At 37.9% G+C, this 14251-nt stretch carries 12 protein-coding genes; 5 read left to right on the plus strand and 7 right to left on the minus strand.

The genetic code is table 11. The features are described 5' to 3' along the window. The first annotated feature begins 11 nt into the window (after positions 1 to 11). Together F3D3_RS19620 and F3D3_RS19625 are read left to right on the plus strand one after the other, a co-directional pair. Positions 12 to 971, plus strand: a complete 960-nt coding sequence (locus F3D3_RS19620; RefSeq protein WP_069876136.1) for an aromatic acid exporter family protein — start codon at positions 12 to 14, stop codon at positions 969 to 971. Positions 972 to 997: 26 nt separating this feature from the next. Continuing rightward, entirely contained in the window at positions 998 to 1411 is a 414-nt protein-coding gene (locus F3D3_RS19625) for a bacteriohemerythrin (RefSeq protein WP_069876137.1), read from the plus strand. Between the two features lie 2 nt (positions 1412 to 1413). On the opposite strand, the gene F3D3_RS19630 is transcribed toward F3D3_RS19625, so the two are convergent. The 6 genes from F3D3_RS19630 to F3D3_RS19655 all read right to left on the minus strand — a co-directional run bounded on the left by F3D3_RS19630 (position 1414) and on the right by F3D3_RS19655 (position 10324). After that, the gene (locus F3D3_RS19630) at positions 1414 to 3612 is read right to left on the minus strand and encodes an alpha-galactosidase (protein WP_069876138.1); all 2199 of its coding nucleotides are present in this window, start codon (positions 3610 to 3612) and stop codon (positions 1414 to 1416) included. 35 nt (positions 3613 to 3647) lie between these two features. Then, the gene (locus F3D3_RS19635) at positions 3648 to 4514 is read right to left on the minus strand and encodes a carbohydrate ABC transporter permease (RefSeq protein ID WP_242877176.1); all 867 of its coding nucleotides are present in this window, start codon (positions 4512 to 4514) and stop codon (positions 3648 to 3650) included. A gap of 14 nt (positions 4515 to 4528) precedes the next feature. Continuing rightward, entirely contained in the window at positions 4529 to 5410 is an 882-nt protein-coding gene (locus tag F3D3_RS19640) for a carbohydrate ABC transporter permease (protein WP_069876139.1), read from the minus strand. A gap of 74 nt (positions 5411 to 5484) precedes the next feature. Beyond that, positions 5485 to 6837, minus strand: a complete 1353-nt coding sequence (locus tag F3D3_RS19645) for an ABC transporter substrate-binding protein (RefSeq protein ID WP_069876140.1) — start codon at positions 6835 to 6837, stop codon at positions 5485 to 5487. A gap of 158 nt (positions 6838 to 6995) precedes the next feature. Further along, the gene (locus F3D3_RS19650) at positions 6996 to 8561 is read right to left on the minus strand and encodes a response regulator (RefSeq protein ID WP_069876141.1); all 1566 of its coding nucleotides are present in this window, start codon (positions 8559 to 8561) and stop codon (positions 6996 to 6998) included. A gap of 14 nt (positions 8562 to 8575) precedes the next feature. Then, positions 8576 to 10324, minus strand: coding sequence for a sensor histidine kinase (locus tag F3D3_RS19655; RefSeq protein ID WP_069876142.1), 1749 nt, complete (start codon positions 10322 to 10324; stop codon positions 8576 to 8578). A 42-nt stretch (positions 10325 to 10366) separates the two neighbouring features. Between F3D3_RS19655 and F3D3_RS19660 the strand changes: the two genes are divergently transcribed. Both F3D3_RS19660 and F3D3_RS19665 read left to right on the plus strand, forming a co-directional pair. Further along, positions 10367 to 11008: a YesL family protein gene (locus F3D3_RS19660; protein WP_069876143.1), complete on the plus strand. Its 642-nt coding sequence runs from the start codon at positions 10367 to 10369 to the stop codon at positions 11006 to 11008. A 153-nt stretch (positions 11009 to 11161) separates the two neighbouring features. Beyond that, complete coding sequence (locus tag F3D3_RS19665; protein WP_069876144.1) at positions 11162 to 12493, plus strand: FAD-dependent oxidoreductase; 1332 nt, start codon at positions 11162 to 11164, stop codon at positions 12491 to 12493. A 1-nt stretch (position 12494) separates the two neighbouring features. Here the strand turns inward: F3D3_RS19665 and F3D3_RS19670 are convergent, their stop codons facing one another. Then, positions 12495 to 12872 carry a hypothetical protein gene (locus tag F3D3_RS19670; RefSeq protein ID WP_069876145.1) on the minus strand — a complete coding sequence of 126 codons (378 nt, stop codon included), beginning with the start codon at positions 12870 to 12872 and terminating at the stop codon, positions 12495 to 12497. Positions 12873 to 12987: 115 nt separating this feature from the next. On the opposite strand from F3D3_RS19670, the gene F3D3_RS19675 reads away from it, so the two are divergent. Then, complete coding sequence (locus F3D3_RS19675; protein ID WP_069876146.1) at positions 12988 to 14229, plus strand: helix-turn-helix domain-containing protein; 1242 nt, start codon at positions 12988 to 12990, stop codon at positions 14227 to 14229. Positions 14230 to 14251: the final 22 nt, after the last annotated feature.

Here is a 14251-nt window from a genome sequence, read left to right on the forward strand (position 1 = left end):
GCGAGGCAAAAATGGACAGCATTAAAAAAAGAATATTATTGAGTAGAGAAGCGATGCTTTTCGATTCTCCGCTATATATTTTAAAGAGTTTCATGAGCGTGATGACAGCTTACCTTTTATTTCACAATCATTCTATTATTGGGAAAGATATGATTTCTCTATTGTTTGGGATGATGCTCACGCTTGAACCCGTGACCGTGTCTGGTCTTAGAAGTGGTATTTCTCAGCTTAAAGCATCGTGGCTTGGTGGCGTGACCAGCGCAGTTGTTTTAGCCATATTTGGTGTGAACTGGATCACGATACCACTGGCGGTGGCCATAACCATTTATGTTTCACTGATTGGAAACTGGAAAGAAGTCTCCGCAGTGGCCATATTTACGGCCATTTACATGACACAATATATACAATACAATGCGAGTGGCATGCCAAGTGTTTTGTTGACGTTGAGATTGAGATTATTGGCATTGACAGCGGGCATTATAATCGCTGTGTTTTATAACTTTGTTTTCTCTAAGTTTTTCTATAAAAAGATGCTGCATAAACGATTGACTTATGTACTTGAGAAAATGCATTACTTCCTCACGACTTATCAGAGCGTTTCTGATTTCAATACCCTAAATAGAATTAAAAATGAAGCCATGAGCCTTTTTAAAGACATTGATGTCATTTTTAGTCATACACCAGATCTTAGAATGAACGCGAATAGCCAAGTTCGGTTAATTTCAGAGCTTAAGAATTTAAATCATTATATTATTGAGATCATTTTGTATTCGATGACGCCTCAAAATGAAAGGGTGGCTATTGATGAAGTGGTTGTTGCCTATGAAAATTTAATGAAACTGCATGAAAATTTGAGGGTAGAGGAACTACCTGATCATATGAGTCCAGAAACACACAATGAAAGAGCTGTTTATTATAGCGCAGTATTGCTTTTGACAATTGAAAAAATAGAGAGCGTTATTAAAGCATAACGCAAGATTGATGAGGAGGTTCTAAAATGATTTGGGATGAAAGTTTAGCAGTTGGCAATGAGATTATCGATCATCAACATCAGCAGTTGTTTAGCATTGCGACTCAACTGGAGACCTTGTTTGAAGCTTATTCAGAAACAGATGATAACTATGATGAAATTATACGTATTTTGATCAAATTGCATCTGTATACGATGAAGCATTTTGAAGCGGAAGAAAAAATTTTAGAGGCAGTAGATTTTCCAGGACTTGCGATGCATAAAAAAGAGCATCAGAGATTTATTCTTTTTCTTGAACGCATAAAAGTGGAAGCCATAGAGACGGATCGTTACCAGACTTTACTGGATCTATTGGCATATGTTGTAAATTGGATTATGTCACATGTAAAAGGCACGGATTCCGCGTATGTGCCTTATTTACCATGTGAAGTGAAGCTGTAGATTTAAAATGATTTTAGGTACCAATAACAGCTCTTAAAATCGCCTTGTGCATGTGGCATATACAGACCATCGTATTTGAGCTGTGAGCCGTGAATATCGGAGAATGCTTCTGGTTTCGTATCCTCAAAAGAGGTGGAAACAAGTCCGTAATTGAGATTTTCATCCGCATAAGGACATTTAATCTTTTTCAAAGGCATGTTAGCGATTTTAAAAGGTCTAAATGCAAAGAGTAGGATTTCTCTTGCATCGCTGCTCAGAAAGCACCAAGCGGTAAGGGTGTTTTCAAAAGGGCTGCTGATCCGATAAAAAGAGCCGTTTTGAATCAGTTGTCGATGTGATTTATAAAGTTTTATGAATTCACTGAGCGCCGTTAAATCGTTTTCAGTAAGCGCAGTAGGATCGAGTTCCACGCCCAGATTACCGCTCATGGCGACATGTGCTCGAAAAGAAAATGGGGTTACTCTACCAGTTTGATGGTTTGGAACCGCTGAAATATGAGCCCCCATGGTGATGATAGGATAAGCGAGTGATGTGGCGTATTGGATTTTAAGGCGTGCCACCGCATCGGTATTATCGCTGGTCCAGTTTTGTGGCATAAAGTGTAAAATTCCGAGATCAAAACGCCCTCCACCCCCTGAACAGCCTTCAAAGAGAACAGATGGAAAAGCCGTTGTGAGCCGCTTTATTAAAGCGTAGAGGCCCAAATAGTAACGGTGTTCAACTTCGCCTTGATTGAACCTTTCAGAATAAACCTCAGTCATATTTCGATTCATATCCCACTTTACATACGATATAGGTGCTTTTTTCAAAAGTGTGGCTAAATTATCAAAAAGCATATCGCAGACCTCACTATTGGATAAATCTAAAATCAATTGATTTCGACCTTCGGTTTGGGGCCTTGAAGGGGTTTGAAGGCAGTATTCGGGATGTGCCCTGTAGAGATGCGAATTTTTAGAAACCATCTCTGGCTCTACCCACAGTCCGAAATTCACATGATGATTCACCGCAAATTGTGCGATGGCTTTAATCCCATTTGGCAATTTTTTTGGATTTTCAAACCAATCGCCAAGACTTGACGTGTCATCATTGCGGTTTCCAAACCAGCCGTCATCTAAGACAAAGAGTTCAGCACCCATTTCTTCAGCGCTACAGATAAGGGCTTTAAGTTTATCTTCGTCGAAATCAAAATATGTGGCTTCCCAATTATTAATAAGCACAGGCCTTTCTAGGTAAGCAAAGCTAGGGCTTAAGACATGCTGTTTAATGAAATGATGAAAATTTTGGCTCATTTGATTTAATCCATTAGCGCTATACGTTAAGATCATTTCAGGTGATTCGAAGGATTCGTCTGGGAGTAAGACCCATGAGAAGTTAAAGGGATTAAGCCCTGAGACGACTCTGAACTGATCATAAGGGCTCACTTCAAGTTGATGTTTAAAACTGCCACTGTAGATGAGATTGAATCCGTAGCAATCCCCGTGAAACTCAGTGGTGTTTGGATCCACTAAGGCCATAAAAGGATTCTGATGATGACCAGACGCACCTCTTTTGCTCTCAATGGCGTGAGCCGTTTTATGAACGGATGTCCTGACGAGATCTCTTTCTCGAGCCCATGCCCCGCACAGGTGAATGAGATCGAAATTTGAGTGATGGAAGTCTATTTGACCACTGGCAAGTGCGAGGACTTTAAGGGTTTCTTGGCTTGAATTGAGGATTTTCGTTGACTTTGTGATGACATCTGTATGTGGAAAAACAGAATAGTAGAGTTCTATCTTACAGCCTGAAATGAGATCCTTAAGGGTTAAAATCAGGGTTTCAGCTTCATCCTTTTCATGACTAAAAGAGGCGGGGAGAGTTTTTAGGGGTGCCTTAAAAGGCACGATTTCAAACCCTTCATAGATAAAATCCGTAATTTTACTGCCGTTTTCAAATTCAATTTGAACAGAGGGTGTTCTGTAATCACTGTTGCCAAAACTTGAAAATTCCAGTGGCAGTGTATCTAAGGAGTAAGATTTGTTGTTGAAATTTGGATTTGGGGAAAAACTGTTAAAGTCCTCTGGTTTAAAACCATGAGTAATAACCGCTTTGGGGCCATAGTAGAGATGAACGGGATAGAGATTATCCCAAATCTCGAACGCATATGTGGTATGCGCTGTATTTAAGGTGAATCTTTTTTTTGGGGCATTGTATGAGATGTTCATGAAACCTCCACAGCATAAAAGTCTAAAAGTCTATATTATTTGATTGCGCCACCGATGGTCATTGCTTTTTCAACTTGATTTGAGAAGAAAATATAGAGTACAACAGTTGGAAAGCTGGCGATGATCATAGCGGCCCCCATAGCACCCCAGTCTGTCGTAAATTGACCCTGAAAGAACAGAAGACCAAGTGGTAACGTCTTTAAAGCGTTATCTGTAATGAGAATTAGTGCGATCGGAAATTCATTCCAAGCTTGCAAGAAAGTAAAAATGATCAGTGTGGAGATTGCAGGCTTGAGATTGGGCACAATAATTTTAAAAAAGGTCGTAAATATCCCTGCGCCATCTAAAAATGCCGCTTCTTCAAGTTCAATGGGAATGCTTCTTAGAAAGCCGTAAAATACCATACTTGAAAAGGCGATGTTAAATGCCGTATAGGGTAGAATTAACGTTAAATAATTATTGGAAAGATGCAAGTTTTTAACCAGTACAGCAAGTGGAATTAAGATGGATTGTACTGGAATGAACATCCCGAGAGATACGAACAGTCTAGCGAAGTGTTGCCCTCTCCAATGCATTCTCGAGGTTGCATATGAAAACATGAGTGAGATTAAAATTGTAAGTGACACTGTACCCAGTGAAACGATGACGCTGTTAAAAAAATATTTGGGCACATTGTACTCAGAGAGAGCACGCGCATAGTTAACCCACTGAAAGCTCGTCGGAAAGCCAAAGGGATTACTGACAAAAATCTCTTCGTTTGTCTTTAACGAATAAAAGAGCATCCATATAATCGGATAAAGCGAAATCATGGCGTATAGCCAAAGGCCCATTTTAAAGAGGATATTACCTGTTGTGTTCTTTCTGGGTTTGCGCAATTGTAGGGTCGTATTTTGCATGGTCATATTTTTAAGCCCTCCTAATAGGTAATGCGTTCACGCGCAACTAATTTGTTGATCACCAATGTGGCAATGAGACATTCGATCACCAGAAAGGCGGCTGCAGACATACCATAGCCGTATTCATAAGCTCTAAAAGCCGATGAATACATCATATAGGTCAAGGTGTAAGTAGACGTTCCAGGACCGCCACCCGTCATAATATACATATTCGTAAACGCGTTTAGCCCTCCGGTAACGGATAAAATTAAACAGAATTTATAAGTTTCTGAAAGCAGAGGGAGCGTTACTTTGCGGTGTGCTTCCACAGTGGATGCCCCATCAATTTGAGCGGCTTCATAATAATCTTTTGGTATGGATTTTATGCCAGCAAGGAGCAGTGCAAAGTGATATCCCATATACTGCCAAGCATTGACAAATGCGATGACGTAGATGGACTTATGACGGTCGCTAAGCCAATCTTGAGCATAATCCATGTGAAGCAGTTCAAAGAGCCTGTTGAGCATCCCGTATTCTGAATTGAACACAGATAGCCATAATTGGCATACGACTGTTATAGAGAGTACAACTGGGAGAAAGTAAGCAATTCTAAAAAAATTTCTGCCCTTGATTTTAATGTTGGATACTGCAATGGCAAGCACTGTTGCGATGCTGATTTGAAATACAGTTATAAAGAGTGAGAAGATGAGCCCATTCTTAATAGACGTTTGAAAAACAGTATCGTCAAATAATCGAATATAGTTGTCTAAACCTATAAATTTGCCTGTTGATAAGCCGTTCCAAGCGTAAAAGCTCTTGACGAACATTTGCGTTAAAGGGTAAAAAACCATAATAAGAAATAAGAGCAGTGCAGGTGCAACAAAAACAGCAATTGCCTTTTTGTTCGCAAAATAGCGTTTCATAAAGCCTCCTTAGAACTAATGCTCTAGAATAACAGGCGCCTCAATGGGCGCCTGTTGAAGTAATCGCTGTAATTTTATTGACCATGGATTCTTTCAAGTGATTTATTCATTTCAGTGATAAATTCTTCTGCAGAATAATCTGGTGTTAAAAGGAATTGTGATTGATCTTCGATTAACACTTTGAATTGTGGATTGGATAATCCCCATGCAAACGCAGTTGTACTTGTGATGTCAGGTAAAACTTCAGAAAGTCTTTCCATCATTGGTGGATATGGGTTAACCGGTTCAAGTGATGGATCGATTTTGACAGCGAGTAGGGGGTTGGCACGGTATAAATGTTTTGCTTCACAGTATTTTTCAGATAAAAAGGCTGCGACTTCTGCGGCTAAATCTTGATGCTCAGAGTATGGTGATACGGCATAGCCCCCTGCAGAGCCCCCACCAGCAAAAGCCATTTTGGCATCTTGATTTTCACTGAAAGTAGGATAGAACATCCAGTCTACAGTGTCACCTAATTTTTCAGTTGAAGCAGCGATTTCCCATTGACCGTTGATGAACATAGCGGCTTTGCCTTCGTAGAAAAGCGCTGCGGCTTGATCATAGTTCATATTCGTTGCCCCATCTGCTAAAAGTCCGATTTCAACCAAGTGATGCAGTCTTTCAGCGGCTTTTACAAATGCCTCTTCTGTTGCTTTACCTTCACCACTGTCCAATTTTTTTATCCCCTGTGGCTCAAGTCTTGTTGCGAACACATCGAAAAGTGAAGTTGTGATCCATTTTTCTTTTGCAAAGGCAGCAAGGGGTACGATATCATTTTCATTAAAAGTATGGATGGCGGTTTCAAGTTCTTCATAGGTCTCAGGCACTTTTACATTATACTGTTTAAAGAGTGCCTTATTGTAATAAATCAAAACGAGTTCATTGCCTGCATACGGGAAAGCATAAGCATGACCATCTTTGTTCCAAAGTAAGTTTTGTGCGCTTTGGAAAACTTTGTCGCCAAATCCAGTGCTTTTCACATAATCATCTAAAACGAGAATATTGCCCGATTCTTTAAAGGTTTCGATTTGTGCAGCACCAATTTGAAATATATCTGGCAAATTGCCTGTCGCCGCGTATGATTGTAATTTTTGACCATCATCTTGTGCTTGAATATCGAGTTCAAGTTTAACGTTTGGATAAACTTTCGCAAGTTCTTCAATTGCATAGTCATATGGAACTTTGGTATCTTCATCCGCATATTGTGCATAGATTTTTAGTGTAATGACTTCGTCAGAAGCAGTTGCTGGTTCATTGGATGCATTTGTATTGTTTTCAGCGGATGCCGTTGGTGTTTCCTTAGCCTCAGCACATCCTGCAAGCATAAAAGTCATCAGCACCAAAACCAGCAACAACGACAATGCTTTTTTAAAATTTTGAGTAAACATCTTAATCCCCCTAAGTCATAAATTCGGTAAAGATTTAAACATACCGTATCTTTAGTGTAGACAAAAAACGTCCCATAGAGAATGCAATATTCGACACAAATTTGTACTTTTCAAAATAATTTAGTAAAAGTTTACTCAAATCAAATCAAATATGGGTTTTACTTTTTAAATTGACTTGGAGAGGTTCCGTAATATTTTTTAAAAGCGCGACTAAAGTAGCCGGCATCATTGAAACCAATCTGTTCAGTGATTTCGCTCAATTTTAACGCACTATTTTGAAGCAGTATTTTAGCATGTGTCATACGCACCCTAGTGATGTATTCCGTAATGGTTATAGTCGTTTCAAGTTTGAACATTTTTCTCAGATAGGTTTCGTTGATGTACTGATTTGTTGCGATATCGGACACGGTTAATGTATTTTCAGAATAATGCATATCAATGTATTGTTTTGCCTTTTGAGCAACTTTAAAGGATCGAGATACCTTGTATATAGAGAAATGTGAAATGGTCGATGCGAATAAGCGCTTGATGATTTCTCTTTGCTCGTAAATTGTCTCATAACGCGTGATGTTCATGACGATTTCCATATCCTCTTTTAAAACAATTTCAATGCGCTTTCCAGATTGAGTTATAAAGGACAGAATCAATGAGATAAAGCCCATAAATACAATCAGTGCATAATTGGAAGAAATGTTTTCTGAAATGAAATTGTCATAGATTGCATCAATTTGCTTGAGGGCACCCTCAAGATCATTTTCGCGACATTTTCGGATGAGCTGTTCATTGATTTCCACAGAATAAAAGATGTGCTTCTTATTTTCTTCTGGGATTGTGGCAAAATCAATAACGTCAATTTGAGCGTCGTGAATCGTCATCTTAATGGCGCTTAAGGCTTCCAAATAGCATAGCTTAAGGGTTTTTAATCCCTTGTGAACACTGCTGATTCCCGTGGCTATTTCATAAGTTAAATATTTATTGAGCAGCGTCGTGATTTTTTGATACTCTGTTTTGACTTTCAGATGAAAAACGTCTTGATTTAAAGCATCGGTAGTTGCACCGATGAGGATAACGATTCGACCTTCGGCGTCTTTGATAATATGGTGAAAAAGATCAAGCTCAAACATTTGCTTCATCAGTTGAGTCACCGCAGAACGCCAAAAGATAAAATCTTCAGGACGGTTCTGATCCTTAAAGGTAGAGATGATGCACAGATATTGATATGAAATGAGTTCTGGATGATGTATAAGCGATGAAATGTCGTCAGAAGGCGAGGTATGAATGGCAGACTTCAGAATCTCATGGATTTCATCTTCATCTTTATTTTTTATGCGGAGCCTACTTTCGTATGAAACTTGTAAATTGTCCTTTATCTTCAAAAGTGTCAGAATCAGTTCTTCTTTATCAAAGGGTTTAAGGATATAGTCGCTTACCCCTAATTTGATAGCCTTCCGCGCATATTCGAATTCACTATAACCCGTGATGAGGACGATGCTCACCTCGGGATATTGATTGACCAATGCTTCTGATAATTCAAGACCATTCATAAGGGGCATGTTGATATCGGTCAAAACAATGTCGGGGTAGTGATGACTTGCAAGGTCAAGTGCTTCCTTACCATTTTTGGCTTCACAGCAAATTTCAAATCCATATTGATTCCAGTCTATAGAGGCTTTTAAATAAGCTCTAAAAACGGGGCGATCTTCGACGATCATGATTTTAATCATAGATAATTTCCTTTCTACTTTGGAGATTGAAGCGGTAATGTCAATCTGACATGAGTCCCGAGGCCAACTTGAGAGTGGATCTCTAAACGTGCAGAATCACCGTAGCAGAGCTTGAGGCGATCCACTATAGAATAAATGCCAAAGTGGTCCTTATGCGTTTGATGCGCATAGGTGAGCAGTTCTTTTAAGGTATCACTTTGTATGCCGATGCCGTTGTCTATAATCTCAAAGACAATGTTTTGGGTCTCTTTAAACGCCGTTATTTTTAAATGCCCTTTAGCTTGTAGAGGTTTTAAACCATGGTAGATAGCATTCTCAACAAGGGGTTGCAAAAGGAGTTTGATCATTTCTTCAGAGGCAATTTCATCTGAAAGTTCAATGCTGTAATCAAATGCATCTTCGTATTGGAGCTTAAGTAAAAAGAGATACTCTCTTAAAGCCTCTAGTTCTTCTTTTACAGTGACCGTTTCAGAACCATTGCTTAAAGTTTTTCGGTAGAAATCCGCAAGTGCTTTGATGCCTTTGCGCGTCTCGTTTTTTAATCCGAGTTCATTCATCGCATAGATCGTGTCCAGTGTGTTGTATAAAAAATGAGGTTTGACCTGCTCTTGCAGTAAAGCGAGCTCGTAAGTTCTTTTTTTCTGTTCTTTTTCTTCGACTTCTATAAGCAATCGCTGAATCTTTTTCGACATTTTATTAAAGGTTTTAGCAAAAACACCGATCTCGTCTTTTGAATCAATCTCTATTTCAATGTCGAAATTACCGTTGCCAATTGACTTCATCTGTGTAATCATATAATCAAAAGGTTTTATTATAGTTGTTGAAAAAACATTTGCAATGAGTAATTCGATGAAGATACAGAGGAGCACGATGGATGCCAAAAGAATCAGTGTCGATCGCAAATCTGAGTTCAAATCGTCAAGGGGTGTACGTGCCATTAAGAACCATTGATCTAGGTGAGGTGCTTTTTCTAAGTGAATGGGAGAAAAGGCGTAAATATAATTTTTACCCTCGATCTGCTTTTTCGAGTAACTTTTGCTCAAGGCGGGTGTAAACGTTAAATCAGTAAGCACTTTACGGTTATCGTAAGAGGCTATGATCTGTTTGTTTTTTATGATCTCGTACTGTATTTTTTGATGATTAAAAGCATTACTGAGCGTATCTTCTTTGACGTTGATTAAGAGATACCCCAGTGTTTTACCACTTTTAATGTGAATGATTTTTTTCCCAAGTGTTAAAACAGGGACTTCGCTATCTAAGGTGAGATAGTCTCTTTTGCTGATGTCGAACCAGATGCTTTTACCCGTGGTGATGGCCAGTTCTTTTAGTATGCTTGAAGTATAGAGCTTGGTAAAATTATCATCCATTTGAGCATCTGTGAAGAAGAGTTGGTCATTTTGATTTAGAAAAGCAATGGCATCCGCTTCGGGATAGACGATCTTAGAACTGTACAGGACTCTGTTCAGATCCATTTCATATTGTATGGGCGTGTAAAGCTCTTTAGAAGCGTAATCGTCATAAACCGAATTGATATTAAAAGTGATTGCATTCGAACAATTAACCATGTTATTGATGATGGTTTCGATTTGATTTGAAATCAGTGCACTGTTGTCAAAAATATTTTCAGCAGTTCTTTTTTCTAGAGTTTGTTCGTACATGGAAGCGACAAAAAAAGAAAATAGAACCATTGGAATGATGCTAATGGGTAAAAAAAAGTAGAGTAATTTTGTTTTTAAAGGTAGATTTTTAAATTTAGAGTTCATAATACCTCATTCTAAAATATAAAGTTATATAAGGAGCAAGACATGAAAATATTTGATCTGGATAGTCCTTTTTCACAATTTATGACATTGCTGTATGAGTTAATTTTACTCAATATTTATTTTTTAGCAACCACTTTTTTTACTTTGGGACTTGGAACAGGTGCGGCCATCACGGCGATGATCTACGCCATATACCATGGACTAAGACGTGAAGAGGGGAGTCTTAGACAGCTTTACTTTAAAAGTTTAAAAATGAATTTTAAACAAGTGACCTTCTACTGGGGGGGCGTTCTGATTATAGCCGCTATTTCTTATTTCAATCTTTTAAATATGGAGGTGCTCAAGCAACTCAGCTTTGTCTTTGTGGTTTTTCAGTATATCGTTCTCTATGAGCTTATTGTCATCAGTTTGTATTACTTTGGCATACAATCCAAATTGACGATGAGCAACAAAGATGCTGTAAAAAGTGCATTTATTATGTCGCATAAGCATGTCATGACTTCGATTACCATGATTCTAACACTTTTATTACTCTACATTTTGGGGCACTATATATCAAGCTTTTTTATTTTGATTATGTTTAGTGCTTGGGCTTATATACTGGAACGCGTTATTTTAGAGCATGTGATCATTGAAAAGTATGTCAGTGATGAAGTGAGAACAGAACTGAGCATAAAAAAATAAGCATCATGTAAATACTTTTTTAAGGTCATGTAAATGTTATGAAATTATGAACGTTAAAAAAATATCAAAATAGGACTTGAAAAAGGAAGTCAAATCCGATAGAATTAATTTGTAATCATTACAAATTAGAATTCAGTTCAATTGGAGGGCATTATGAAAGTAATCGTAATAGGATGTACTCATGCAGGTACGGCGTCAATTTTAAATATTAAAAAATTACATCCAGAAACAGAAGTAACCGTTTATGAACGCAATAATAATATTTCGTTTTTATCTTGTGGGATTGCACTTTATGTAGCTGGCGTTGTGAAGGATCAGAACGGTCTCTTTTATGCTTCACCAGATCAGCTAAAATCAATGGGTGTGTCCACTAATATGGAACATGATGTCACTGCAATAGATTTTGATTTAAAGCAAGTCACTGTGAAGAACTTGGTCACAGGAGAAATGTTTATAGATTCATATGATAAGTTGGTTTTGACCATGGGGTCTTGGCCGATAGTACCTAAGATTGAGGGTATTGATTTAGAGGGAATTCTGCTTTCTAAAAATTATGATCATTCTAATGTCATTATAGAACGTGCTAAAGATGCAAATCACATCACTGTAATTGGAGCAGGCTATATAGGTGTCGAACTTGTAGAGGCATTTGAAATGTTAGGAAAGAAAGTGACTTTAATAGATGCAATGGATCGCATTATGAGTAAGTACTTGGACCCAGCGTTCACAGATCAAGCTGAAAAGGCATTTACAGATCACGGTATAAGACTTGCTCTTGGACAATCTGTGGTCAAATTTGAGGGTGAATGTGGCAAAGTGACTAAAGTTGTAACAGATCAAGAGACACATCAAACAGATTTAGTCATTCTTTGTATTGGCTTTAAACCGAATACTGGACTTGTGGCGGATAAACTTGAAATGCTTCCAAGTGGTGCGATAAAGATTGATGAATACATGAATACCAGTCGTGAAGATGTTTTTGCTGCTGGAGATTGTTGTTCTGTGATCTATAATCCTACAGGTGAACATTGTTACATTCCACTTGCAACAAATGCAGTGAGAATGGGAACACTTGTGGCGAGAAATCTTTTAAAACCAACGACAAAATATCTTGGCACTCAAGGCACGTCTGGCATTAAAATCTATGATTTGGATATTGCTTCTACAGGAATGACTGAAACAGCTTGTGATACACTTGGAATAGTGGTGAAATCAGTCACCATTAAAGAAAATAACAGACCTGAATTTATGCCATCATATGACGAAGCACAGCTCAAATTGGTATACGATGCAACGACACATCGTGTGTTAGGTGGACAGATTCTAGCGCATTCTGATTTGACTCAACAGATGAATACGTTATCGGTATGCATTCAGAATAAAATGACCATAGAGGAACTTGCTTTTGTGGACTTTTTTTTCCAACCGCATTACAACAAACCTTGGAATTTACTCAATCAAGCAGCTTTAGCAGCACTAGAGTAATTTATGACTTTGAGATCAATTTAATATTTTCAAGCATGCCCAAAAGATAGTTCGAATTGCCGATCTGTATTCGGTTAAGATTTACAGTACAAAATATAGAATTAGAAAAAACATCTGTATGGATCCAGTTGAAATCCACATGCCCAGTTTGATAGGCCGTATTGATGTATTCATGAGCTAATGGGGCGGACAGTAGATTGTTTTCTTGATATTCAGGCGAGAAATCAAGAATGGTCTTCCCTATGAGCACATGACCTTCCACTGAAAAAATTTCTGCCAAAATAGTGTTTATAGCAACAACTCGATGCCTATCCAAAATGACTATGGGTTTATTCAACTGGGAAAATAATGAAACAACATCATCTATTTTTTTAAACATGTCAAACTCCTTTGGCCTACATAAAACGCATGAAATCTGGTTATTTAGACCCGCTTTATTTATGCCCTTTTTTTATAAAAATAATCTCGTTATGCCACAAAATAATGGAGGACGTATGAAAATTCAAAGCATTTTAAATATTTTAGAGTCCTACGAAAAAGAGAATATACGTGTTGAACTTAAAGAAAGTTCAAAGTTTTTAACAGGAGAAGGCAAGTTCGATGGTAAAGAGATGGGTTCCATCATCGTTTCGTTTGCAAATCGAGAGGGGGGCATGTTGATCGTTGGCATTAAAGATAATGGGCTATTTGAGGGTAGCCATATCTTTGATAAGTTTTCTGATCCGGGTAAAGATGGATTCGATAAATTTAAGGAACACATCGAAAATATTTGTAAGGATATCATAAGTCCACAAATATTTGTGGAATCACATCTTTTTAAGTGGGATGATCAAGAATTCGGTGTTATCCGTATACCCAAACGGCTCACAATCCCTCATGCACTTGTTTCGAAGCATGAAGGCAGTATTGTAAGAACACGAGAATATTACATCAGAACAACGCATGGGAAAGGGTTGGTAAGTGATCGACACCTTGAATGGTTGTTTAATCACACGGATTTGCCAAAAGTTGCTTCTGAAAATATTCTGGAGATAACACTTATAAAAGAGAAGCTTAAAATTCCAGAGACACTTGGATATTTTGAGCGGTTTTCCACGCAACCTGAAATTTATCAATCTCTTAGTGCCTATTTCAACTTGATATCGAGTAGCAATCAGGAGACTCTACAAAGAGAACTTGCCGATAAAGAAAAACTGCTGAGAGAAATTTTAATCTACGCGATTATTCAATCCGTTGAATATAAATCCGATCATTACAAATCATTGCCTTTGCCCACTGAGAAAATGGCCATGCAAAATTACATCGGTGAAGCAATCCGAACGATTATCCACCAAAAAAACAAGCTATGGTCTGTACCTTATGGCACAAGTATGAAGATAAAGTCTGGAAAAGAGACCACGGCTTTAAAATTTGGAAACAAGAATATCCTTGGGACGCTCTCAATTCAACTTACAGATAGGGTTCGTGGTTTAAGTGATTTAAATCCTTATGCGCAAATTTTAATGTCTACGAATACCTTTGAGACTTATACCTTTAAATGTCATTATCATGTAGATATCAAGTATCCAGAAGATTTTGATGAGTCATATGATATGATGATTGAATTTGCAAATGCACTTCAAGAAACCATTGAATCAAAATGGGATATTGTGGCCCATTTTAATCGGCTACCGCATTATAAGTTATTGTATGAAATGAATTATAAATTAGATCGACTATTAAAAAAATCAAAATAACATAAATTTTACACTTATGTCC

The sequence above is a fragment of the Fusibacter sp. 3D3 genome (assembly GCF_001748365.1).
Taxonomy (GTDB): domain Bacteria; phylum Bacillota; class Clostridia; order Peptostreptococcales; family Acidaminobacteraceae; genus Fusibacter_A.

Excerpts from the sequence above, each read along its gene's own strand:
- F3D3_RS19620 (WP_069876136.1), top strand. The coding sequence starts at position 12 with ATGGACAGCATTAAAAAAAGAATATTATTGAGTAGAGAAGCGATGCTT.
- F3D3_RS19625 (WP_069876137.1), top strand. The coding sequence starts at position 998 with ATGATTTGGGATGAAAGTTTAGCAGTTGGCAATGAGATTATCGATCAT.
- F3D3_RS19630 (WP_069876138.1), bottom strand. The coding sequence starts at position 3,612 with ATGAACATCTCATACAATGCCCCAAAAAAAAGATTCACCTTAAATACA.
- F3D3_RS19635 (WP_242877176.1), bottom strand. The coding sequence starts at position 4,514 with ATGACCATGCAAAATACGACCCTACAATTGCGCAAACCCAGAAAGAAC.
- F3D3_RS19640 (WP_069876139.1), bottom strand. The coding sequence starts at position 5,410 with ATGAAACGCTATTTTGCGAACAAAAAGGCAATTGCTGTTTTTGTTGCA.
- F3D3_RS19645 (WP_069876140.1), bottom strand. The coding sequence starts at position 6,837 with ATGTTTACTCAAAATTTTAAAAAAGCATTGTCGTTGTTGCTGGTTTTG.
- F3D3_RS19650 (WP_069876141.1), bottom strand. The coding sequence starts at position 8,561 with ATGATTAAAATCATGATCGTCGAAGATCGCCCCGTTTTTAGAGCTTAT.
- F3D3_RS19655 (WP_069876142.1), bottom strand. The coding sequence starts at position 10,324 with ATGAACTCTAAATTTAAAAATCTACCTTTAAAAACAAAATTACTCTAC.
- F3D3_RS19660 (WP_069876143.1), top strand. The coding sequence starts at position 10,367 with ATGAAAATATTTGATCTGGATAGTCCTTTTTCACAATTTATGACATTG.
- F3D3_RS19665 (WP_069876144.1), top strand. The coding sequence starts at position 11,162 with ATGAAAGTAATCGTAATAGGATGTACTCATGCAGGTACGGCGTCAATT.
- F3D3_RS19670 (WP_069876145.1), bottom strand. The coding sequence starts at position 12,872 with ATGTTTAAAAAAATAGATGATGTTGTTTCATTATTTTCCCAGTTGAAT.
- F3D3_RS19675 (WP_069876146.1), top strand. The coding sequence starts at position 12,988 with ATGAAAATTCAAAGCATTTTAAATATTTTAGAGTCCTACGAAAAAGAG.